Source organism: Sphingobacterium sp. UBA7855, assembly GCA_002500745.1.
Taxonomy (GTDB): Bacteria; Bacteroidota; Bacteroidia; order Sphingobacteriales; family Sphingobacteriaceae; genus Sphingobacterium.
On record DLST01000006.1, the window covers coordinates 1 to 24748 of the forward strand.

Below are 24748 nucleotides of genomic sequence, written 5' to 3' on the forward strand. Positions count from 1 at the left end.
CTATTTTTAGGGGAGATTACAGGCTTTAAAAGAGTGGAAAATGTAGAACGGTACAGGCAGCAGGACAGCGAAGACCTGAAACAATACGTGCTGCAGTTCCATCCGTTGCAATAGACAAAATCCCACCGCACCAATCCACGCCCATTGCCCACGCTTCGGCACTCCGCTCAAGCTCCGTGCCCCCAAACGCAGGAAAAGCGGTGTTCGTCTTCCTTGCTCCGCAAGCCCTGCGGCCAGCCCGTCAAGGCACTTTTTTATAACGTGTTTTTCTCTTCAATTGAATAAAAAAGAGCCTTGACGCCCTTTGGGTGCTTCACTGCGTTACGCAGGCTGTCACAGTTCTTGCAGTTCGCTTCGTCATCCTCACGGCAGGCTACTCTGTCCGCTCTTGTATCCTTCGGCTTCACTTCGTTACGCTCAGGGCGCAACACGTCCACCGCCTGCCATCATTTTGCTCGCCTGCGGGTCGCATCGGGCTTCGGCTTGACTTGTTTGTATTGCCGTCGCTCCGCTCTGGCGAAGCATAAGGAAAGCCTTGTGTAGTGCGTTACGGGCTGTCATAGTTTTTGCGGAAAGAAAGCAAAAACTATGACAGCCCTTCACTTCTACAGAGCTGCAAGCCGCCTTGTCAGGCTCTCCCTTGCAGCCCCCTTGCTCCACAGTCAGCAGCCAGCCGTTTAGCTCAAGGCTGTTTTTCCTTGCGTTTGGGGGCAGACTAACGCCCTTCGGTTGTTTGCTCGATTTTTTATATTGCCTTGTCCGCTCCGCTACCAAGCCAACATAAAAAATCGAGCGTTCTTTTTTTCTTCACTTGAAAAAGTTCAGTTGAAAGAAAAAGATAATCGGACTATAAATAGTAAATTAGCAACCGAATGAAAAAATTAATCAGCATATTTATTTTACTGTTTTTGGTAAGCAATAGCTTCGCCAAAACTGCTGATTTTTTAGGTGTAAGGCAAGTAGTTGCCGCTAAGGGGGTACTTAATACAAGTGAAATTCATTTTATGCAGAGTAGTATTAAAAATACAACAGGAAATTTCACTGTTCTGGGAAATGCAGAAGCGTTGGCAAATGGTAGTTTGAACCCAAATGTACTTAGAATGAATGTTTGGAAAGATGCAAGTGGTAAAGTTTGGACACTTGACCATAGGCGACTTGGAGTTTTTAAATTATCAGGGTTAGAGCAAGCACCAATTCAATGGGCAAATCCAACTGGTCAAATGTGGAAAATGACAACAACAAATGGTGGCACATCAATTAAACTCAAACTTGGCGGTGGTAATAGTATGATTATAAAATAAGAAAATATGGCAGACTTTAATAAAAAAATAAACGAGATTAAAAGCAAGGAAGACTTTGTCAATTTTGTTGAATTATTAGTTTCTAACTTAAAAAGTAATCCAGAAGAATGGACTAATAAATCTTTACCCGAATATTTAGAAAGTATATCAAGTTGGACGGAAGATATGGAGGGGTATTATCAAAATAATGATATGCCTATCCCTGAAAATATAAATTGGAAAGTGTTTGCAAATATTTTGATAGCCGCTAAAATGTACGAATAGATTAGAATGCCGCTAAGTGGGTAGGGAATAGTAGTAACGTTCTTTTAAATACTTCAAGGCAACTGCAAGCCAAGTTTAAGCATGCAAGCGAGTTTGGTGTAGTGGGTAATTATAACAAGGTAAATGCAGCAAAATTTAGCTCGGCATTAAATCAACATATTAATGCATCAGGAACGCAAATAATTCAAGTGGCATATAGGAATTCAAACAATCCTGTAACCTTTTATTTAAATCCAAAAACGGGATTAAATGTTATTGCTTCTCCTTCAGGACAATTTATTAGCGGAGCTGCTTTAAGTCCTGTGCAAGTTTAAGGTATTTTAACAAAGGGGTTTCTATGGTAACAGGTATAAAACTTTTAGATAAAATAAATTTACAGAGGTACATTTATCTTATTAGCATTTTTCTGTCTCATAAAATTGCGGCTTCTGTTTTTGTTGAGCATTTTCTTCAAATTAGAAGAGAGGATACTTATTGGTTGACTTCATCATTTGATGCGGAAGTCAACCATATCATGGATGAAATTTTTTTGGACATTGATGAGTATAACCCTGAAGAATTGTATGATCCCAATGATAATTTTAATATTAGCGAGAATGAGTTAAGGAAGAGGTTAGACAGCAAACTGTCTGTATTAAATATGCTTATTTCGTAATGCGGCTAAGACGGGAGTGCAGGCCGCTGAATATACTTTTACAAAATCAGCTGGAAACATCAAGGCCTTATATGAATTTACCTTTAACTGTTCGAGAGATTATGTCAACTGAAAAAGGAAGTATTGATGCTACTTTTTAAGGAGGTATGAATTGAAAGTTGCAGGTAATTTAGAGGAGGGGTTTTCTTACAGGGTAAGCAAAGATGATTTGCCAATGTTTATTAATGTTCAAAGTGGGTGCCTATGTATTGGTAATCCAGAAAAGAAAGGTAATGCTGTTGAGTTTATAAATAATTGCGTTGTCGTTATTGACGATGATAAGGAATTTATATCTCTATGGCTAAAGGCTGAAACATTACCTAATATTTAATAACTCTTAAACGCCAGGCTTACAGCTTGGCGTTTTTGTTTTACATCAAAGAAATCTTGCTTGCTTTAATAAAGTGGTCAACGGTAACGAGCAGCTAATCCCTTTTCCTTTTCGGGGAGTGTTGCAATATCCTGAAACCGTTTTGAGCATAGCGAGGTCTTTAAAAAGGTCGGACCGTTCGTTTTCTCCCAGTAACTAACCCTCCGTAATATCCAAAATCTTAGCGAGCCTTTTGGCAGCCTCGATAGAAGGTGTCATCTTAACTACGCTGTTTCTTCTTCTTCTTAAACTTTCTACCATACCAGATATAAAAGCCTGTTACCGGCAGAGAGGCACAGATTAAGCTGGTCACAAATGCGATCCACATGCCTGTACGCCCGGCAATTTTTCCGACATGGATATCATAGTTGGAATCGCGCCACTTCATGCCCAATGTTTTATCATTTTGCAGCCGCTTGAAAGAGCACTTTTCACTACGAATATCATAGGTATAGGTATCAGAAGCCGACCACCAGGTATTTCCTTTCTTATAGACAGTAACATTGGCCACTGAAGCATTTTGCGGGATATTGATCAAAGCACCTTCATGCGCGCCATAACTTTTCACAACATCAGACCATATCATATCTAACGAGGCCTCACTGGCGGCATCTATTGTATTTTCTGGAGCTTTTGGCTCTTCGTGTTTCTTATTGGGCCGCTTACCATCCAGCAACCAGTAAATACCAGTTTCCCACCATTTGAAGGACCAGACTAAACCTGTGGCCGCAATGACGATAGCAACGAAGAAAGCGTAAAAGCCTAATACTTGGTGAAGGTCGTAGTTTAGGCGTTTCCATTTAGCGCTAAAATTAATCTTGAGGCGTTTAACAGCAACTTTACGGTTTTTGGGCCACCAAAGGAAAATACCCGAAAGTAACGTAATGATAAACAGCAAGACGCTGGTACCTACGATGGTGCTGCCCACATCGCGCCTCAGATATAAGAATTGATGGATCTGCCTAATAATCCAGAAGAAGTTTGTCTCAACGTCTATTTTTCCTAAAACTCGACCGCTGTAGGGGTCTACAAAAATACGGTCCCAATAGCGGATTTCTTTATTGATGAATACACCGACGATATCGTTCTTTGGACGGCGCTTAAGGGCTTCAAATAGATAAACCTGCCGCTGATCATCTGTAGCAGGCACACGGATAAGGGTAATGGGATGATCGATGAAACGCTGTGCATTTGCCTTCAAGATGGAAAGGGAAAGTGTTTTCTCGCCTTTCTGTTCCGTTACTGTCACATATCTTGGATGAAAAAGTGCAAATAGTTCCTTCTCAAACACATAGATAGCGCCTGTAATGCTCACAATAAAAACCACCAGACCGGACAATAGTCCGATCCAGCGGTGTAAAAACAAGATCGTCTTTTTCAAAGTCATCCTTAAAAGGTATAGCCGAGTGTCAATAGGAAATTACGTGGTGCACCTGGAAATAGACGGATGTAATCGTAACCACCTACCCAATGGGTTTTATTGGTGATATTATTGAAGTTGGCCTGCAGCCGCACCTTACCAATGGAATAGTACAAGGCAGCATTCAATAAACTGTAGGAGGGTATTGTTTGGTTCAGGTTAAGCGACAGGTTCCGCTTGTCTACGTAGTTGGCGCCGACGCCGATTCCCAGGCCTTTGGCTATGCCGGAGGGAATAGAAAATCTGGTCCAGATATTCGCGGTATTCCGAGGCGCATTAGGCTTTTGTTTGTTCAGTTCTTCGTTATTCCCGCCTTCGGTAATTCTGGCATCGTTGTAAGCGTAAGAAGCGATAATGCTCCAATACGGAAGGATCTGACCCTGAATGTCAAACTCGATCCCTTTGGATCTTTCCTTACCGATCTGTTCCATCAAATCCGCATTTGCGGCCGTAGGTGCAGGATAAAGGGTGTTCTTCTGGTTGATCTGATAGATGGCTGTACTCGCCTGCAATTTTCCATCCAACCAGGCGGTTTTTAATCCAAACTCGGTCATGTCATTTTCGAGCGGATCGAATGGCCCGCCTGCATTTGGATTTGCCAGTGCCGAAGCCGTTTGCGGGTTATAGCCTTTGATGTAGGTTCCGTATAGATTAATCTGCGGATTGATGGTATATACTGCGCCAAAGCGTGGCAGAAGGACATCTTGGTGTACATTCTCGGCCTGATCTGTTTTATAATTGGCAATATCCTTGTAATTTTCATACCGTAACCCCAGCAATAATTGAAGCCGCCCCAGAGTGAGCTGATCCTGCACATACAATGCATTCAGATGATAATAGGTAGGAGCAACTGCTGTAGTGGATGCCGGTGCAAAAAAATATTTGCTTTCGTCCTGCAACTGTTGACTTTTCAGTGGGTTGCTGAGCTCAAAACTAGATACATTGGGCACTGGGTTGCCATTTTTGTCAAGTAAATAATCATTGATCTTTTTAGGATCAAATTTAGCAATGCTGCCTGTGTTATCTTTATTTCTGTAACCGCTTGCTGTCAGCTGCGAACCACCCACAGGTAATACCTCCTGCGCGTAGTCATAGCCGGCAATGAGTTTGTGGGCTAGCACGCCGGTGTTAACGTTATAATTAAAGAAAGCGGTGATGTTATCGACAAATCGTTTTCTGTTTCGGATAAAAACCTGTCTTGCCACCATATTCTCGATATTGGCTCCTTTGCCATCTACAGCATATGCATTGGCCGAACGATGTTCTGACAGATCCTCGGCGTAGCCTGTTTTCATATAAGATGCATTGAAACTCAATTTATCAGTGAAACGGTGGTTCAATGAGGCAGTGACCATATAGGTTTGTTCGTTCAGAAAATCATTGGCCGTACTCATGGATTGGCTGATAGGGGTCGAATACAGATCACCGTTGGCAAAGACAGATTGTCCGCGGTCGAGTCTCGACTTGGAATCGTTATAGACCATATCAAAATTGATACGGGTGTTTTCTGATGGAATGAAGGAAAAGGATGGTGCCAGCACCAAGTTTTTGTCAAACTGCAGATCCCGAAAACTCTGCGCGTTTTCATAACCGATGTTGAGGCGGTAAAGCAACGTTTTATCGGATGTCATAGGCCCTGTGAAGTCCGCCAGGGCGCGGAGGTTGTTGAAGCTTCCCACCGAGAACTGCAGCGATTTGCGTGCCTCGTCAAGCGGCTTTTTTGTGACACGATTGACTATACCGCCGGGGCTCGCATTCCCAAATAGGGCTGACGATGGGCCTTTCAATACTTCTACCCGTTCCAGGTAATTGGCCAGCGGCTGTTTCCAGAATCCTGTTGTGGTACGCATCCCGTTGACAAGCTGGGTGTTGGACCCACCATTGATCCGAAAACCCCGGATCGTAATATCGTCGTAAAAGGTAAACTGATTGACACCACTGAAATTTTTAACAATTTCGCCTACACGCATCAACCCTTGGTCGGCAATAAGCTCTTTGGTCGCATAAGAAACCGATTGCGGGAGGTCGCGCAATTTGGTTTCTGTCTTACTGCCGATAAAGGACTGTGTGTTTCGATAGGATTTTTCTTTGCGCCCGTAAATTTCCACCGTTTGCAGCGCTTCCTCTGCACGATACATAGGAAATGTCATGGTAAAGGGATGCGTCGGATCGATCAATACTTTCTGTTTAATGGTTTTGTAACCGATGGCATTAATTCGGATATCATAGGTTCCTTTGCTTAAGGTAGGCAATATAAATTGCCCATGATGGTCGGTTGCGGTATGCTGGTTGGTTTTAAGGACTGTAATTGTAGCTCCGGCAAGGGGAGTATTGTATTCATCCAAAACTGTTCCGTTGAATAACTGTTTTTCTTGCGCATGGCTAAGGGGGAGTTGTAAACTCCATATGGCTGCGACAAGCATAGGTATTTTTCGCATCTTATTTAAATTTAATCTTAATAAGCAGACAAAATTCGATGATTAAACTTATATTTGGCGGAGAAAAAATATGCAATTCGGGAATTTTAAAGTTTACCCTAGCTATGGATGGTTTAGAAAAAGTACTTCTCAATAATGCACATCTGCAGGAATCATGGTCTTTGGATGAGCAAGTTGCGCACGAAATGGCCGACACGCCGCCACATTACTCGTTTGATATCCGCACATTTAGCAATCGGTCTTTCCAATTTCGCCAAAAGACGATGAAGCAATATTCTTCACGGATGAATGTCTCCGAGATTGTGCTGCCACAGGGTATGCATGTGATGCATTCGGAACTCACATCTACAAGTGATGGCTATCTCTGTATTGACAATGCTGTACCGTATATTCATGTTTTTTTCGCGTTAAATAGTGACCGGCAGTACTACGTGGACGGTGAACTATTAGGGAGTTCTTCACCGGGATATGTTCAGAGTTACCTGTTTGCAGCACCTCAGATTATTGGCTTATGGCATCGCCGCCCAGCGGAAAGCTTTTTTGAAATCAATATACCGATTTCTTTATTCGAATCCTATCTGCCCGTAGATAGCTCTTTACGGATTAAGTTGCGCCGCCTTGCGGAAAAGTCACAAACGGACATTCTGTTTGACGAGTCTAGATTGATCAGTGCGCAACAGAAGCAAATTATTGCTGAACTACTGGATACGGAGATGGACAAAGAATGGAAATCACTGTATTGCTTTGGTAAGATTCTGGAGCTATTGGCGCGGACATTTGATCAGCAGAAGGTTAAAGGCATTGCGCTTCCAATTGATAATAACCTCAGCCCTGAAATGAAAAAGCTGATGACTAAAGCAAAAGAAATAGTCGAGAGCAGGTTGACAGATCCACCATCATTAGCACAGTTGTCTGTCGAATTGGGAACGAATGAAAACTATTTGAAAAAATATTTCAAGCTATGCTACGGCACAACCATTTATGGCTATGTCACAGCGAGTAGAATGCAAAAAGCGAAGCGCCTGCTTGCAAAGGGCGATCGGCCAATAAATGAAATTTCACGCTTTTTAGGCTATAGCAATCCTGCGCATTTTTCAGCAAGCTTCAAAAAGCATTTTGGCGTGAAACCCAAATTTGTACAGCAAGCTTCTATGAATCCCACGTAAATATCAACGTTCTTTGCTTTTGTTATTGAAGTAGTTGATAGTGAAGTTGTCTAACTATCTGTATAGAGCTTGCTTCTTTTGCTAGGATTGAACTTAGTCATTCATCTCATCATAATAAACATCGGTTTTGCTTAAGATCTGCTGTACCTGCTCATACTGTTTTTTTGTCAATCCTGTATCGTTCAAGAAGAAAAGCCCGCTCCACTTGATTTTTTTTACAGAAGCCAAGAATGGTTCCCATTGAAGGGGATTATTCGTAAACGGTACATACACCAGTTTGGGATTGTTTTGCAGGGCTGCAGGGAAGCTGGTAAACTGGTTGAATGAAAAATTGGCCTTCTCTAAATTTTTAAGGGTAGCAATAGATTTTGGTAGCGTAGTTAAACCCGCGTTTTCGATACCGATTTGTTTTAGTTCGGGCAACTGCTCAAATAAATCAGGCAGTTCGTTTAGCTTAGTTTCACTTTTATAATGGCCAGAAAGGGATAGGAAGTTTAGTTTGCCAAGACTAAAAATTTCTTTGGGAAAAGCGGTAAATAGATTTCCATTTAACCCCAATTGTTTTAAATTCTTGAGTTGTGCAAAGGATGAAGGCAAAGTCGTCAAGGGGTTGTTGCAGTCGAACTCTTCCAGTGCTGTCAGGTTTGAAATGTTTTCAGGCAGTGTGCTGAGCTCATTTTTGCTTAATGTGATTCTTTTCAGCGTGGGGTGGACAGTTTTGATTTCAGGAAAGCGAATGATAGTCAGGTTGCTGATTTCCAATTCTTCCAGCTGACTACCTTCGTCAATCACCTTCTGTAAGATGCCGCTGTCGAGCTTCTTTCCTGAGATGGATGAACTCAGCGCTAAGGTTTGGATCTGGGAAAGATCGGTATTCAACAGTTCTTCGAAGTTCTCCAACGTCAGTTCTTGCCCATCTGTCTTTTTGATGCGCACCTGATCGGCCGCCCGCATGGGCATGGTTATCATGCCGGCTTCCATACTTTCCGAATCACCCGCCTGTTCGATTACTCTTTGTGCTTCGGGAATGGGGTTTACCACTGGCGGCGGTACTTCTTTTTTCTTTTTCTTTTGTGCTGAAACGCTTAGCGTAAGTAAGGATAAGCTGAATACGATAATATATTTTTTCATGTTGAATCGACTTTGTGTTTTATGCAAATATGCATAGCTCAATAAAGCAATTATTCGACCAATTTATATCCGCATGGCGATGGTTTATGATTCGCTCTTTTTTTTCTAACATTCGATCCGTTCTTTTGGGTGAAAATTTTGTTTTATGCTATTATTTGCAATCTCTTTGTATACCCAATCGGGTATAGTTATTTGTATTTAGTACTATTTATACGCATTCGGGTATAAAATTTGAGTTGGCTTATTCTTGATAAATCGTGTGCAAGTCCACAGTTAGATCCGCAACATGTAGCCGGTTAATGGACTTTCCGAAGTAAAGCCATCACGTTGTCCAAAAAAAGTTTAATTTATACGATGTAAGGGAATAAACGTATCTTTGACAATCCTAATGTGGAAAATAATTAATTAGCGTTTCCCCCTATTAAAAGTATTGGCTGAATTGAAACAAAGATCCTTTTTTTTAATGGTTTACTGTCGCCTTTTGTTTTCGCTGGCGATAATTATGCTGTGCACAAAAGCGGATGCGCAGGAAAAAAGCTATTTCTTTAACAATAGGGGCATCAAAAACGGTCTTTCCAATGGTCGGGTGATTGCTATGGCCGAAGACCAAAATGGTTTCATATGGTTTGGTACGGCTTCAGGATTGAATCGCTTCGACGGCTATGACTTTAAAGTTTTTCTACACAACGAGCAGGATAGCACCAGTATCAACGATAATTATATCGATAAAATAGTCAAAGGACCGCTCCATTCGCTATGGATCTATACACCAAAGGGCTGGAACAGATACAATGCAGCCAACGAACAATTTGAATCCAGGCCAAAACGTTGGCTCGCCCAGCTCGGTTTGCCGCACGAGTGGTTCAAGACAATCGTTACCGATAGCCGTGGGAATTTCTGGTTTATCTATCCGGGTGAAGGGATTTATAAATACCTCATCCGGGAGAAAAAGTCGCAGCTCTTAAATACGCAAAACAGCAGCCGACCGCTTTACAGCAATGCGGTGTCATCACTTGCATTTGATTCCAAACAGCAGAGCTGGATAGTGTATGCAGATGGAACAGTCGACGTACGACGGGATTCGGATAATCAATTGGTCAGAAGGCTTCATGTGCCTGCAAGTAATGCCGAGCAAGGCTACCAACTTTTCATCGATGCACAGGATGATGCCTGGATCTATGTGCCCGGCAAGGCGAATGCAGTTTATTGGCTTTCTGCTGCAGATAACAGATGGCTGACACTGGATCGAAAAGTCGGTCAGCTTCAACTCAATAACGATATCGTTAACGGCATCGTGCAAGACGATAGGGGCAACATATGGATTGCTACAGATCATGGTGGAATTAACCTCGTTGATAAACAAAAGAGAGCCATTAGCTATATCTCGAATGATTTTGGTGCAAAAGAAATTTTGCCGGGAAATGCAATACAGTCGTTGCTAAAGGATGCGTCAGGAACAATCTGGATGGGGACCTTTAAAGCAGGAATTAATTCTTATAGCGAGACAAAGTCTTCGTTTCCGCAATACCGTCACGATCCGAATAACCTAAAGAGTTTACCTTTTGACGATGTGAATTGTTTTGCCGAGGATAAACGCGGAAATCTATGGATCGGTACGAATGGGCGGGGTTTACTCTATTACGATCGGGCAGCGAAAACGTTTACAAAATATCTGCAAGCGGATAACGGAAGCGGACCTTCAAGCAATATTATTGCGAGCTTATATGTAGACCGCGATAATAAGCTGTGGATCGGTACTTATTTCGGCGGCCTGAATAGTTACGACGGCCAGCGTTTTACCTACTATCGGCACGATAGCAAGCGTGCGGGAAGTTTATCGGAAGATAACGTTTGGGAAATATTTGAAGATCGCGAACGACGGTTATGGGTGGGGACATTAAACAAGGGACTGCAGCTTCTAGACCGGAGAACGAATAGTTTTGTGGATTACCGCTACAATCATCCCTTTAACTTTTCGGTCAATGCCATCATGGAGGACCGGAAGGGAAACCTGTGGGTAGGTGGTTCGGCCGGTATTGAACTGTATGATCGGAATCGAAAATTATTGCAGCATTTTAGCTATCAGCAAGGTGCAGCAAATAGCTTGTGTAATACCACGGTACTCGATGTCATCGAGGATGCAAAGGGATTCATTTGGATAGCCACGCGGGATGGCCTATCAATTTACGATCCGCAGCAGAAGAAGTTTTTCAAATACCACAAAGCCGATGGCTTGCCCCACCAGACCATCTTGCGCCTGATCATGGACCATCAGCACACCATCTGGGCAAGTACGCCCAACGGCCTGTCCAGGATTTCACCGCAATATGTAAACGGTGGACTAAAATTATCCTTTCGGAATTACGACGAAACGGATGGATTGCAGGGCAATGTGTTCAATGACGACGCTGCATTTGTGACAAAAGCGGGTGAATTGATTTTTGGCGGCAGCAATGGGTTTAACCTGTTCTTTCCGCCCAATGACCCTATTCGGGGGCATCGTTATCCGTTGCTGTTTACTGATCTGCAGTTGTTCAATAACAGTGTGCGCGTGGGGGAGGAATATGAAGGTAACCTGATTCTGTCGGAGAGTATATCCACCACCCATAAACTGGCTTTAAAATACGATCAGAATGCGTTTGCCATCCAATTTGCAGCGCTCAATTTTGTCAACGCCGGAAAAATAAACTACAGCTACCGGATGCAGGGGTTACATGACCAGTGGGTAAGCGTGGATGGGAACAGCCGAAAAATAAGTTTTACGGGATTAGCACCCGGAAAATATACGCTCGTGGTGCGTGCCGAAGAAAGTGGTGCTGCCGATCCAGTATACACCAAGCTGGATATTGAGATTAGGCCTCCTTTTTGGGCGAGTGCCTGGGCATATGGTTTTTATGGCTTGGTCATCGTTGTGGGATTGGTATGGGGGCGTTATCGGATCATCAGCCGTACCCGCCTGAAATTTAAGCAAGAACAGCAGGAACAGGAGCAGCTGCGTAGGCAGGAGCTGGATGCGATGAAGATCCACTTTTTTACCAATGTTAGCCATGAGCTTAAAACTCCGCTGTCCTTGATCCTGACACCAGTAGAAAAATTGTTGGATCAGCCTTATCCCGAAAATGAACAACGGCAATTCCGATTGATCCACCGAAATGCTCGGCGACTGCTCAATTTCGTTGATCAGCTGCTGGATTTCCGGAAACTGGAGCTCGGTGAGTTGCATCTGCATAAAAAGAACCTCCGGATTTTTGGGCTTTGTAAAGAGGTCTACGATTCATTTCTCGATCTGGCTGAAAAACGTCAGGTGCAGTTTGCCTTCGAAACCTTGGGTGAGGATGTTTGGGCAGCCCTGGATCCGGATAAAATGGAGCGCATACTCTTCAATCTGTTGAACAATGCCTTCAAATTTACAACCCAGGGCGGCAGTGTAACACTCTCCGTCGATACGCGGTCGGGTAATCGGCTCGAAATCCGCGTCAGCGATACGGGGATAGGTATTGCTGCCGATAGGTTGGAAAAGATCTTTGAACGTTTTTTTCAGAACGAACTGCCCAAACATATGATCAACCAAGGGAGTGGTATTGGACTGGCCATCAGCCGGGAGTTTGCCAAGCTGCATAAGGGTACCCTGCATGCTGAAAGCGAAGTCGGACGGGGAAGTACATTTGTGCTGCAATTGCCGTTGCAAGATATTCAAGAACAGAATGAAGCCGTGTACGATGATGTGCTAGCGGAAGACATAGGCTCCGCTCTTTCGATGCAAAAAACCGTACTGTTGGTAGAAGACAACGACGACTACCGCAGTTACATGAAGGAATTTCTCCAGCCGTATTTTCAGGTTATCGTGGCCTCCAACGGAAAGGAAGGTTGGCAGAAGGCCCTTGCTGAGCATCCCGATCTGATCGTCAGCGATCTCAATATGCCCGAAATGAATGGTGCGGAGCTCTGCCAGAAGATTAAGACAGACAAACGGACGGCTTTTATTCCTTTTATCCTGCTGACTGTGGTCAATTCCGAACAGCGGCAGCTCCATGCCCTCGAAATGGGAGCCAACGATTATATCACCAAGCCGTTCCGTATGGAAATGCTGATTTCAAAAATGAGAAATCTACTCGCTCAGCAGGATCGCTTTAAGGAAACCTATCAAAAGCAGGTTTCAGTAGCTGCCAGTGAGCTGGACACGACTTCACTCGATAATGAATGGATCACAAAAGTACTGGCCTACGTAGAGGCTAACATGGGCAATTCTAACCTCTCCGTGCAGGGACTTGGTGAGGCATTTGCTTTGGGCAGAGCGACCTTGTACCGGCGGATTTTTGACTTGACCGGCAAAACACCAGTGGAATTTATCCGCAGCATCCGTTTGCAACGGGCGCAGCACATGCTCGAAACCGGACAGTGGTCGATCGCTGAAATTGCCTACCAAGTGGGCTTTACAGATCCCAAATATTTCACCAAGGTATTTCGTGAAGAATTCGGGATTACACCGTCTGCCTATCAGGAAAAACACCGCCAGAAGCTTTAAAAGGGGTGAAATGAAACATTTTTCCCCCTATATTCTGCGAAAATTCATCCCTCAAGCATAGCCAATATCCTAATTTTGATGCTATGCTGTAACCAATTTATTGATTGACCACTCAGGTTACCGTAAGGGAAATAATTTCAAAATTATAAACGAACTGATAAATATGATTTGTTTGTCCACTGACAGTCATTCGACTTGTCTTGAACGCTCGACAGTACATTTTTCTAAAAAGGTAGCCTTTTTAGGGATATTTATGGCGTCCATCACCTGCATGGCTCATGCGCAAATCCGCATTTCTGGAAATGTGGTGGATGAGCAGCGGCGTCCGCTGACTGGCGTTAATGTCAGCGTCAAAAATTCGAATAATGTGACACTGACTAATGTCACGGGGGATTATTCGATAAAAGCACTTCCCACCGATACGCTTATCTATACGTTCGTCGGTTACTTGCCGCAACGTAGGGTCGTAGGCGAGCTGAAAGCCATCAACATCCAATTGTATAAAGATAATATTCAGATGGAGCAGGTGGTGGTTGTCGGCTATGGTAAACAAAAACAACCTACCGTGACAGGTTCTGTCAGTGTGGTAGCAGGAAAAGATCTGGTACAAACGCCGGTAGCCAATGTCAGTAATATGCTGGTCGGTATGGCGCCGGGTATCACTGGGATACAGAACAGCGGTGAACCAGGGCAGAATGCAACGACTTTGCGCATCCGCGGAATATCGACCTTGAATGGGTCCAATCCGCTTGTCGTTATCGACGGTGTGCAGCAGCCTGCGGAAAATCCATTTACCATGTTGAACGCCATTGATGCCAACGATATTGAGAACGTCAGTATCTTAAAGGATGCCTCTGCGACAGCGGTATACGGTATCCGTGGGGCCAATGGCGTGATTATCGTTACCACTAAGCGGGGCCGCTCGGGAAGACCTGCTTTTAGCTTCTCGGCCAACACGGGGTTTACGCGCGCAACATCGCTCATGGGCATGACCAATTCGCATGACTTTGCTTCCAGCAGAAATGAATCGATCCGCAAACTGGATGCTTCAGGAAACGGTTCATATAATAATATGTTGTTTTCGGAAGATGAGCTTTGGAAGTTTAAAAACAACCGCGATTATACAGCAGCAGAAATTGCAGCCATGCCACTCAACGAGCAACAGAAGCAGCAGCTGCAAAACAGTCCGGCACTGTATTACACCAGTCACGATTGGTACAAAGAACTCTTCAATGGCACAGGACGTCAAAATCAATACAACTTAAATGTTTCGGGAGGCAGCGAACGATTTAAATATGCCAGTTCGATCGGATATTTTGATCAGACGAGTATTCTGAACTATACAAAAATAGCCGGAGCAGATGTGGATCCAAAATTCTCCCGGTATACATTCCGTAATAATTTCGATATTGAGGTCGTCAAAAATCTGGATATCAGTGTCAACATCAGCGGACAATTTTTAAAGAATAAAATTGCCAACCCGAAGTCGGACAACTTTAGTAACGTGCAGGGATCCGACCTGGCGTCTCGTTATCAGGCGATATTGCTCGACCTCAAACATGGGCCTTTTATTTCGCCCGGAATCGTTGATGGCCGCATCGTACTAAACTTTCTCGGAGCCGATGGCAGCCCAACGAACCCCATCGGGACGGTCAGAGGAGGAAATGGGGGCTTCCCAAGCCAGGTCATTAATCCGCTCAATCTTGTAACGCGCGGCTACGGCGTCACACAGGGAACCAACCTCAGTGCGCAAACGGTGCTGAAGCATAAAATGGATTATCTGACGCGTGGTCTTAAATCCCATTTTACGGTGGCCTATGACGATAATTATGCAAAAGGATATACCGTCACACCAGGCGTGCCGACTTATTCGGCTTACCGAAATCCGCAAAATCCGACAGAAATCGTCTACATCGGGGGTATGGTGAGTACCGACAACAGTCTCACCGACTACCTATTCAATTCCAGTTTTAGAAAAATGTATTATGAAGCTGGCGTAGACTACAACCGCGACTTTGGAAAGCATAATGTATCGGGTCTCGTCTTGGCGAATGCCCAAAAATACATTGATAACAACCTAGCCTTTAATACACCCTCGGGTTTGATGAGCTTAGTTGGGCGGGCGACCTATAACTATGCCGAACGCTATTTGGCCGAGGTGAATATGGCCTACAATGGGACCGAACAGTTTGCTCCGGGTAAGCGTTTTGGCTTCTTTCCGGCTTTCTCTGCGGGCTGGATTATCTCCAAAGAGTCTTTCTTGCAAGACAACAGCGTCTTGAGCTTTGCCAAGATTAGAGCCTCCTATGGTGAGGTCGGTAATGATCAGATCGGTGGGATGCGTTACCTCTATTTGCCCAATTCATGGAATTTAGGGGATCAAAACAATGGCTATTATTTTGGAAGCACAGATGGATCGGCAACCAATCCGCATATTCCGGGAGCGATTGAAGCGTCGGTCGGAAATCCGCTGGTCACCTGGGAACGGGCAAAAAAGAGCAACGTACAGCTTGATCTGAAATTTTTCCGTGATAAATTGTCCTTTTCAGGGACTTATTTTAATGAAAAACGGTCCTCTATCCTCGTTCAGCCGAGCATTATTCCAGCAAATCTGGGCGTTGCCGGTACCCCGGTCTCCAATGTTGGTCGGGTAAGCAATAGCGGCTGGGAGTTTGAATTGGGCTGGGACGATAAGTTAAGCGAAGACTTTACCTACTTCTTAAAAGGAAATTTCTCCTACGCACGCAATAAAATAGATTACATGGCCGAAGCGGCTTTCCCATATCCTTGGATGAACCAAACGGGATACATGATTGGCCAGCCAAAGGGATTGGTCGCGGATGGGTTTTACAACAATGCTGCCGAACTGGCCAACCGTCCTTACAATAGCTTTAGCAATTTGGTGGATGTTGGCGACTTACGCTATAAGGACATTAATGGCGATGGTATTATCGATAACAACGATATGATCCCGATTGGCTATCCTTCTTTTCCGCTGATATCGTACAACTTCCGTTTGGGTGTCACGTACAAAGGCTGGGACTTAAATACGTTATTTATCGGTACCGCAAAAGGCTCTTATGATATCAGTAACACCTACTACGGCGGCAATCGTATTGTCGAGGAAGTCAATAATGGCAGATGGACGCAGGAAAAATATGAAAGTGGCCAGGAGATCTTGTACCCTGCGCTGAATGCTATTGACGGGGTTTCGCAGGCTTCGAAAATAAGGAGTACATTCTGGTTGCGCTCGACAGACTTTTTGCGTTTGAAAAATGCTTCTGTAGGCTACACCGTCCGCGAAAGCAAACTCTTGCAGCGTGTCGGCCTAAGCGCCGTGCGGGTGTATGCCAGTGGTAATAACCTCGTCACCTGGACGAAGCTTGTGAAAGGGATAGACCCCGAGTCGACTAGTCAGAATAGCAACGGCTATATATTCCCGCTTGTGAGAACATACAACCTGGGGGTGAACATTTCATTTTAAAACTTACAGATATGATCGATATAATACAACGCTATTGGCAAAAGGCTTTGTTTGCTTCCATGTCCATGGTGATCTTGGGAAGCAGTATATCTTGCCAAAAAGATTTTTTGCAGGTCCCTCCCGGGGGGAACCCGACGGTGGATACAATTTTTAACCAGTCCGCCAACGCTTACAATGCCATTGCAGGCGCTTATTTTGCCTCTCTGCGTCAGGGGCTGAACTGGAACGGCTATTATTCACCGAGCACCGATGATCAGCTGGCGGGCAGTCAGGCTTTTTGGGTGCAGATCCCCGGCAGTGTGGCTGCGGTATCTATTCTTGGCGGTGGCTTTACCCCCAATTCAAATAGCCAGGACATGGGATCTAACGGTGGTTATGGCAACGACGGTTACACCGACAATTTTCAGGCCATCCGCAAAGCGTACCTCGTCAAGGAAAATATCGGCCGGGTGCCTGATATGAGCGACTCCGATAAGAAAATTGTTCAGGCCGAAATGCAGGCGCTGGTCGCTTACCGCTATACGCAAATGTTTATCATGTATGGTGGGGTACCGATAATCTCCAAAAGTTTTCCACTGACTTCCTTAAACAATCTGGAAGAACTGGCTATCCAGCGCGCGCCGATAAAAAATGTATTGGATAGTATTGTAAGCTGGTGTGATCAGTCTGCGGCCATCTTACCTTCGCGCTGGGCAGATAATTCACTGGGCAGGATGACCAAGTCGGCAGCACTGGCAATTAAAGCAAAAGCTTTGCTCTATGCGGCGCGTCCATTATTCAATAATGCAACACCTTATCTACAGTTGGGGGCAAACAATGCGCTGATCTGTTTTGGGAACAATGATCCACAACGTTGGAATGTTGCGCTCGAAGCCAGTGAAGCCCTGATCAAAGAAGCCGAAGGGGCGGGGGGATTGCGTATTATCAATACGGGAAATCCGCTGGCTGACTATGGTACAGCTACCTCCACACCAAGCAACCGGGAAGTGATCTTAGCGTTCAAACAACAAGTTCCATCTTCTGGTGGTGCTGGTCCATACAATATTTTTAATGTGGTCAACTACCATTATCAGGCCAATGGAGCGGTGCTATCGAGCAGTATGCTGGAAAACTATTACAAAGCAGACGGCACCGAGCAGAGCTGGCCAGGGGTAGGTCAAACCGCTTCGTTTTCGGAATACATCACCAAGTTTAAGGAGATGGAGCCACGCATGCGCGCTGATTTCAACGGTTGGGAAATGCAGGCCGACAACAACCCCGGCGATCCCATCTGGCACATGAACGAGCATTATAAGGACGTCAACCATTTCGGTGCCGGACAGCCGACCAAGTTTTATTATAAAGCAGGGCGTCGTGAATGGTTCGACTTTCCGATTTTCCGTCTGGCGGCATATTATTTAAGTTCGGCAGAAGCATATAACGAAATGGGGCAACCTGTTGCAGCCCTCAGCCGCCTCAATGTAATCCATCAGCGTGCAGGACTACCGGCTGTTACTGAAACCAATAAAGATAAACTGCGCAAAATCATCCAGCGGGAATGGGCGATTGAGTTTATCCAGGAAAAATACCGGTTTAACGACCTGAAACATTGGAAGGATAGCCAGATCGACAAGGGTATCATCGGTGGACCGATCCGTTTTCTGGTTTTTAATAACGGTGGTGACGCTTTGCCTTCGGGAAATACCAATTTTGGAAATGCGGTACGTTATAATGGGTTTTGGCATCCGAGGCAATTGTTAAATCCTTTCCCACAAGGTGAGGTAAACAAAGGTTATCTGATCCAGAATCCGGGCTATTAATTGATAAGACTGACCCTATTAGAAGACTTTAAACTATGAATACCTATTCAATGATAAAAAAGGCTACCGCCTTACTTTTGGCCGTTTGGTCGGGAAGTACGTCCTTGAGGGCGCAGCAACCGGGCGAATGGATTGCTCCGGATTCTACCGACAGCCAAAAAGTAAAAAATTATGCTACAGTACGTGGACAGGAACTGGAAAAGATACCTGTGGCAAACTTAACCAATACCTTATATGGACATCTGAATGGACTGATGGTAGGCCAAACCAATGGACAGCCGGGATACGATCAGGCAACACTCCTAATGCGGGGAAGAGCAACGTACGATCAGGCTGCCCTGGTCTGTTACGTGGATGGTTTTCAGGTGGATATATCGTTCTATTTTCAATACCTTGCCGCAGGTGAGATCGCAAGTGTTACCATCTTGAAAGATCCTGTGAGTCTAGCCACATTTGGCATGAAAGGCGCCAATGGCGTGTTGTGGGTGACGACAAAACGGGCCAATACCGATACGTTTCGCATTGATGCGCAGGTAATATCTGGCATTCAGCAGGCCGTCAAGATCAGGAAGCCTTACGACGCTTATCAATACGCCAATCTATACAATCAGGCCATCAGTAACGATGCCTATGCGCTCAATGGCAACCGCTTTCAATGGTCTCCGGCCTACAACGATCAAGCCCTGCAGCAGTACAAAGATGGATCCGGTACCAATGTGGACTGGCTCAACGAGTCGCTGCGCGATAACGGCCGCTACACCAATACCTATGTCAATATGCAGGGCGGCATGAAGGAGGTGGCTAAATATAACCTATACCTGGATTATATGGATCAAACGGGACTCTTCAATATCCCGGGTGGTGCTGAAGCAAGCCGCAATACAGGCCTCAAAAGGTATAATCTACGCTCGAATGTGGACCTGAAGTTCTTTAAAATCTTTACTGGAAAGATTGATCTGGGCGGGCGTATCGAAAGTTATAGCCAGCCCTTTAGCAACAACACCTACGACAATGCGCAGAATTTTTGGAAGCGGCTGACGACTTACCCCAATAATATCTATCCCGTGCGCGATGCGCTGACGGGACAATGGTCGGGTAATGCACTTTATCCAAATAATCCGGTTGCTGAACTGAATGCCTTGGGTATGTATGCCTCGCATGACCGTACATTACAGGGGAACTTTAGCCTGCGCGAAGATCTGAGCTTCCTGACTGAAGGCTTGTACCTTGAACAGGCGGTTTCTTTTAATACCTGGTCGCGTGTGATCCAGAATAAAACCGCTACCTATGCCCGTTATTACGAAGGTAAACAGGCGACCGCCGATCAGAATACACCGATAGTTTTTGGAACCAATACTCCTTATGGGCAGTTGACCTGGCGGCAGTCCAACCTATCAGCTGGATATAAAAAGCAGTTCGGCAAACATCATATTAACGCCGTGGTCAATTACTATGCAAGCGATATGATCCCAGATGCCAATGAGGATGCGTCAAAAATTGCTTACCACTACCAGCAGATTTCTGGAAGGGCATCTTATGCTTATCAAGAGAAATACTTCGCCGAACTCGGCTGGGGATACAGCGGATCGGATGCTTATGCACCGGGAAACCGCTGGAAACTGTATCCTGCAGCTTCTTTGAGCTGGGTACTATCCGAAGAGGATTTCCTCAAGGATAATTCCGTGATCAACTATGCCAAGCTGCGCATCGCTGCAGGAAAGACCGGCAACGACCAGACACTGCAGGGTAGATACCTGTATCAGCAGTACTATCGTTTCCTTCCTGGCAGTGTAACGGGCAACAACAGTCTGTCTTTTAATGGTGGACTGGGATTAGGTCGCCTGGCTACGCCAGATATTACCGCTGAGCAAAGCATGAAATACGAATTGGGACTGGATATGCGGCTACTTAAAAATGTTGATTTTCAGGCGACTTGGTTTAGCGATCGCAGATCGGGCATCATTACACGAAACAACCTCATAGCCGGCTACATGGGGTACACTGGAGCAGATATGTTGCCGCTTCAGAACATTGGTAAGGTGAACAATGAAGGGATTGAACTGGGGCTGAGCTATCAGGAGCAGATCGGAGCGCTACAGCTAAACCTGGGCATGATGGCGACCTATGCGAAAAACAAGATCGTTTATCAGGCCGAGATACCCAATAAAAACGCCTTCTCCAATACAACTGGGCGTGCTATAGGTACACCTATGGGGCTGGTGGCAGACGGCTTCTACCAATTTGAGGATTTTAACGCCGATGGCAGCCTAAAAGATGGACTCGCCAAACCAAGCTTTGGTCCGGTGCAACCGGGGGATCTGAAATACAAAGATCTGGATCAAAATGGCTTCGTCGATCAAAGCGATGTGACCGCTATTGGCAAACCGGCCTATCCTAAATGGTATTATGCATTCAACCTCGGGCTAGCGTACAAAGGCATTGATTTATCGGCTTTATTTCAAGGAGCAGCAGGTATGGATATTAATTTATTGGGCGCCGCTTACAATCAGGTGGTTCCTTTTGTGGGAAACACGACAATTTATCCCATTGCCGGAAATGCTTGGGCATATTATCCAACGGAAGGCATTGATACCCGCAATAACGCAACTTTTCCGCGGTTAACGACGCAGAGCAATGCGAACAACTATACCAATTCAACCTTTTGGATGAAAAATGGAGACTTCCTCAAGTTGAGGTCGCTGCAGGTCGGGTATACCTTACCATCCGCTGTATCGGAGAAATTGCACCTGCAGAAGTTCAGGGTGTTCCTGACCGCTGTTAATCCATTTGTCTGGTCTTCATTCTACCGGAAATACCAAATGGACCCGGAGACACCTGCGGGCTATCCGGCGCTGAAATCTTATAATCTAGGAATTTCATTTACCTTTTAATTGTTTATCCCATGTATTTACGTGATCATATAACCACCAAAATAGCAATTGCGATAGCAGTGCTTAGTCTCTCGGGCTGTGGGAAGTCGTTTTTGGATACGCGTCTCGACACGCAGCCCACCGAGCATAATATCGATGGCAACTACGCAAGTCTGATGCAGCTGGCCAATACACCCTATGCTTATCTGTCCCAGCGAAACGAATTTGCGGCGCTGGACGGAAATCTCTTTGCTGCGGCTACCGATGAAGCCCAGCAGACCAATACTATAGGAGACGTTTACCTGTTTAATAATGGCAACTGGGGCGCGTTTAATAATCCCGACGATCGTTACAATATGTATTATTCGGGCATCTATGCCGCAAATTATTTTTTGGAATACATCGACAAAAAAGGGGGTGACTATAAAGCTTTACTTGCTGTCAACCGCGATACCATCACGCAAGAATCGCGTACTAAGTACCTGAACGATGTAGCCTCCATGGGCTGGTCAATAGCTGAAGCACACGTGCTTCGGGCATACTATTATTTTGAGCTGATCAAGCGCTATGGCGGCGTGCCTTTATTGACCAAAACGTTTAGCGTGAATGAGAAGCCAGCTATTGCTGCTTCTTCGTTTCAGGAGGTCGTCGAATATATCGTGACATCTGTCGATAGCCACGTAAAAGACCTGCAACCAAACTGGAAAACCTCGCAATTTACAAATCTGGACGGCCGCTTTAATCAGGGGGCTGCGCTTATGCTGAAAGCGCGTGTGCTGCTCTATGCCGCCAGTCCGCTGCATAATCCCGGTAACGATATCACCAAATGGCAGCGTGCGGCAAAGGCTGCTGCGGAGGCATTGCAGTTTGCCGATCGCATGGACGATGCGGGTGGGAAAAATGCGCTGGACAACAATTATAGAAATTATTTTCTTGGCAACAATACGCTCAATAGTGCCGAAACCATTATGGCGATCCGCTACACGGCTAGCAACGATCTGGAACGTGCAAACTATCCGATTGCCACACCCGGCGGATTGAGTGGAGTCACACCGAGCGAGAATTTGGTGTCGGCCTACGAAAAGCTGGACAACTATTCAGCGAGTAAGCCTTATGATAACCGGGATCCACGTCTCGGCTATACGGTCGTGGTGAACGGAAGTGAGTGGAACAACCGTACGATCGATCAGACAGCCGGCGGAACGGATGATAGGAGACGTGCCAATGCGAGTAGGACGGGGTATTACCTGAAGAAATTTGTTAACGACAATGTCAATCTGGTCAATAACGCTACCAATCCGCACAACTGGCCGCTGTTCCGCTACGGCGATCTGCTGCTGATCTATGCGGAGGCAATGAATGAAGCTTATGGCCCCGATCAAGCCAATGGTTGGGGGATTACTGCCCGCGAGGCAATTAATAAGTTAAGAGCCCGTCCGGGTGTCGATATGCCAGCGGTGCAGGTCAGCGGCAAAGCGGAGTTGCGTACAGCGATCAAACACGAACGTCAAGTGGAGTTGGCCTTTGAAAATCACCGCTATTGGGATTTGATCCGTTGGGGTGATGCCGCCACCGTATTGAATAAACCGATCTATGGTGTTACCGTAACAAAAACAACTTCTGGTACGCTGCAATACGAAACGAGACAAGTTCAAAATAGGGTTTTCATAGCGCCAAAGATGAACTTCTATCCTTTTCCGCAAGGGGAAATCCATATCAGCGGCGGGACACTAATCCAAAATCCAGGCTGGTAAGAGCAATTGCGCAGGTGGATTTTGCAATAGCGATACATAAAAGCAACTGCTAATTGGGAAAACGGACAGCGCAAGCGGGCGAACAAATGTTGCCAGAACTTTCAAAGAAGATGAAGAAATAAAAAGAGGAGTGAAGCAAATCTTGGAAACCAGGGTTGGAGTCACTTGTCACTAATGATGAACAGATGAAAATACTCAATCAAAAAAATAGCATTTACGGGATGCTCATCGCCTGGGCTATGGCCCTGACATTTATGGCCTGTCAAAAGGATGATTCGGCACAGGAATATGGCGATTCGCTCATTTACATGCCGCAGAGCGTTAATTTTTCCATGGGATCAAATGCGATCTATCCCGTCCCGGGATCATCCAATGGGATCAGTCCAACGGGAATGAACTATACCGTCGATGAACAATCCAACAAAACAAAGATCCTATTAGGTGCATCCCTATCCGGGACAGCCAAAGGCGCTTTCAGCGTTGACGTTAAAGCGAATACAGATACCGTAGAGCAGCTGTTAAAGCAAGGGATCCTTGGTGCGGATTACAAGGCACTTCCGACCAAGAACTACCGCTTGCCCAATCGACTGGATGTGCCGGAGAACGGGTCTGCAACCTTTTATCTGGAAGTGGACAACAGTGTTATTACAGACCCGGATAATTTTGGTAAACATTTGGTTGTAGCGGTACAGATTGCCAATCCAAGCCGTTATACCTTGGACCAAAAACGGGCAACTACAGTGGTGGATATCAATATCGCAGGCCTGTTTCCGTCTGCAAATACAACATCGGAGATCAATGTAACGCCGGGCGCAACCATCACCATTGCTGGGCAGAATCTCGACAAAGTGACCGCTTTGAAGTTTTCCAACAGCGAAACGGCAATTCCTATCCTTGCACAGTCTGCAAATAGTCTACAGGTGAAAGTGCCTGAGATGGATGGCATCTCGCGCTCAACGATCGATTTGGTAACACCATTTGGAACAACAAAGAGTGCATTTGAATTGGTCAATTTAAATCTTGCCCTGCAGGTGTTTACGGATACTTATGGCGCCAATATCGGAGCCAATAAAGATGGCGACGATTACGGATCTAGTCAAACAATATCGACTAGCGTCTTTAAGCGGGGAACCTCTTCGCTAGCCATTAAATATGCAGCAAATAATTATTCGCCCGGCGGACTGGTCAATACGGTTGGCTTTGAAGATAAGGGCTATAACTACATTACGTTTTGGGCGAAAGGAACGACTTCCGGTGCTGGGAGTGAAGGGATACAAATGGCTCTAATGGGCGATGGAATGCCGGATGGCTATGGAAATGATTTTGCCGGAGTGGGGATCATCGTGACAAAAGAATGGACCTATTATAAAATTCCAATCGGCAAAGGTGCCGCTAAACCGATGTGGAGTAAAGGCACGACCTTCCGGAAATTTGGATGGCGATTGAATAACTGGAATGTTCCACAGGATGAAACAATCTATTTTGATGACATTCTATTTGTAAAATAAAAATTAACGCATAAAAATTATAAC

At 45.2% G+C, this 24748-nt stretch carries 16 protein-coding genes; 12 read left to right on the forward strand and 4 right to left on the reverse strand.

The window, feature by feature from the left end; translation table 11 throughout:
* Nucleotides 1-417 precede the first annotated feature (417 nt).
* A complete protein-coding gene (locus tag B2107_RS03935) occupies nucleotides 418-561 on the reverse strand; it encodes a hypothetical protein (RefSeq protein WP_293953331.1) in 144 nt (47 codons plus the stop codon).
* A gap of 311 nt (nucleotides 562-872) precedes the next feature.
* On the opposite strand from B2107_RS03935, the gene B2107_RS03940 reads away from it, so the two are divergent.
* The 5 genes from B2107_RS03940 to B2107_RS03955 all read left to right on the forward strand — a co-directional run bounded on the left by B2107_RS03940 (nucleotide 873) and on the right by B2107_RS03955 (nucleotide 2590).
* Nucleotides 873-1301: a hypothetical protein gene (locus B2107_RS03940; RefSeq protein ID WP_293953333.1), complete on the forward strand. Its 429-nt coding sequence runs from the start codon at nucleotides 873-875 to the stop codon at nucleotides 1299-1301.
* 6 nt (nucleotides 1302-1307) lie between these two features.
* On the forward strand, nucleotides 1308-1565 hold the full coding sequence (locus tag B2107_RS03945; RefSeq protein ID WP_293953335.1) for a DUF7660 family protein: 258 nt from the start codon (nucleotides 1308-1310) through the stop codon (nucleotides 1563-1565).
* Nucleotides 1566-1627: 62 nt separating this feature from the next.
* Nucleotides 1628-1879 (forward strand): colicin D domain-containing protein, encoded by a 252-nt coding sequence (locus tag B2107_RS21880; RefSeq protein ID WP_312378906.1) that lies wholly within the window; start codon nucleotides 1628-1630, stop codon nucleotides 1877-1879.
* 23 nt (nucleotides 1880-1902) lie between these two features.
* Entirely contained in the window at nucleotides 1903-2220 is a 318-nt protein-coding gene (locus B2107_RS03950) for a colicin immunity domain-containing protein (protein WP_293953337.1), read from the forward strand.
* A 151-nt stretch (nucleotides 2221-2371) separates the two neighbouring features.
* Nucleotides 2372-2590, forward strand: coding sequence for a hypothetical protein (locus B2107_RS03955; RefSeq protein ID WP_293953339.1), 219 nt, complete (start codon nucleotides 2372-2374; stop codon nucleotides 2588-2590).
* Nucleotides 2591-2849: 259 nt separating this feature from the next.
* Here the strand turns inward: B2107_RS03955 and B2107_RS03960 are convergent, their stop codons facing one another.
* Complete coding sequence (locus B2107_RS03960; protein WP_293953341.1) at nucleotides 2850-4016, reverse strand: PepSY-associated TM helix domain-containing protein; 1167 nt, start codon at nucleotides 4014-4016, stop codon at nucleotides 2850-2852.
* Nucleotides 4017-4018: 2 nt separating this feature from the next.
* The gene (locus B2107_RS03965; protein WP_293953343.1) at nucleotides 4019-6487 is read right to left on the reverse strand and encodes a TonB-dependent receptor; all 2469 of its coding nucleotides are present in this window, start codon (nucleotides 6485-6487) and stop codon (nucleotides 4019-4021) included.
* A gap of 38 nt (nucleotides 6488-6525) precedes the next feature.
* On the opposite strand from B2107_RS03965, the gene B2107_RS03970 reads away from it, so the two are divergent.
* Nucleotides 6526-7653, forward strand: coding sequence for a helix-turn-helix transcriptional regulator (locus B2107_RS03970; protein WP_293953345.1), 1128 nt, complete (start codon nucleotides 6526-6528; stop codon nucleotides 7651-7653).
* Between the two features lie 93 nt (nucleotides 7654-7746).
* Here the strand turns inward: B2107_RS03970 and B2107_RS03975 are convergent, their stop codons facing one another.
* Nucleotides 7747-8784 carry a leucine-rich repeat domain-containing protein gene (locus tag B2107_RS03975; protein WP_293953347.1) on the reverse strand — a complete coding sequence of 346 codons (1038 nt, stop codon included), beginning with the start codon at nucleotides 8782-8784 and terminating at the stop codon, nucleotides 7747-7749.
* 502 nt (nucleotides 8785-9286) lie between these two features.
* Between B2107_RS03975 and B2107_RS03980 the strand changes: the two genes are divergently transcribed.
* The 6 genes from B2107_RS03980 (at nucleotide 9287) to B2107_RS04005 (ending at nucleotide 24724) form a co-directional block, all read left to right on the forward strand.
* The gene (locus B2107_RS03980; RefSeq protein ID WP_293953349.1) at nucleotides 9287-13309 is read left to right on the forward strand and encodes a two-component regulator propeller domain-containing protein; all 4023 of its coding nucleotides are present in this window, start codon (nucleotides 9287-9289) and stop codon (nucleotides 13307-13309) included.
* Between the two features lie 172 nt (nucleotides 13310-13481).
* The gene (locus B2107_RS03985) at nucleotides 13482-16793 is read left to right on the forward strand and encodes a SusC/RagA family TonB-linked outer membrane protein (RefSeq protein WP_293953351.1); all 3312 of its coding nucleotides are present in this window, start codon (nucleotides 13482-13484) and stop codon (nucleotides 16791-16793) included.
* Between the two features lie 11 nt (nucleotides 16794-16804).
* Nucleotides 16805-18592: a RagB/SusD family nutrient uptake outer membrane protein gene (locus tag B2107_RS03990; RefSeq protein ID WP_293953353.1), complete on the forward strand. Its 1788-nt coding sequence runs from the start codon at nucleotides 16805-16807 to the stop codon at nucleotides 18590-18592.
* Between the two features lie 35 nt (nucleotides 18593-18627).
* Entirely contained in the window at nucleotides 18628-21483 is a 2856-nt protein-coding gene (locus B2107_RS03995; protein WP_293953355.1) for a SusC/RagA family TonB-linked outer membrane protein, read from the forward strand.
* A gap of 11 nt (nucleotides 21484-21494) precedes the next feature.
* Nucleotides 21495-23216, forward strand: coding sequence for a RagB/SusD family nutrient uptake outer membrane protein (locus tag B2107_RS04000; protein WP_293953357.1), 1722 nt, complete (start codon nucleotides 21495-21497; stop codon nucleotides 23214-23216).
* A 185-nt stretch (nucleotides 23217-23401) separates the two neighbouring features.
* Nucleotides 23402-24724 (forward strand): DUF1735 domain-containing protein, encoded by a 1323-nt coding sequence (locus tag B2107_RS04005; RefSeq protein WP_293953358.1) that lies wholly within the window; start codon nucleotides 23402-23404, stop codon nucleotides 24722-24724.
* Nucleotides 24725-24748: the final 24 nt, after the last annotated feature.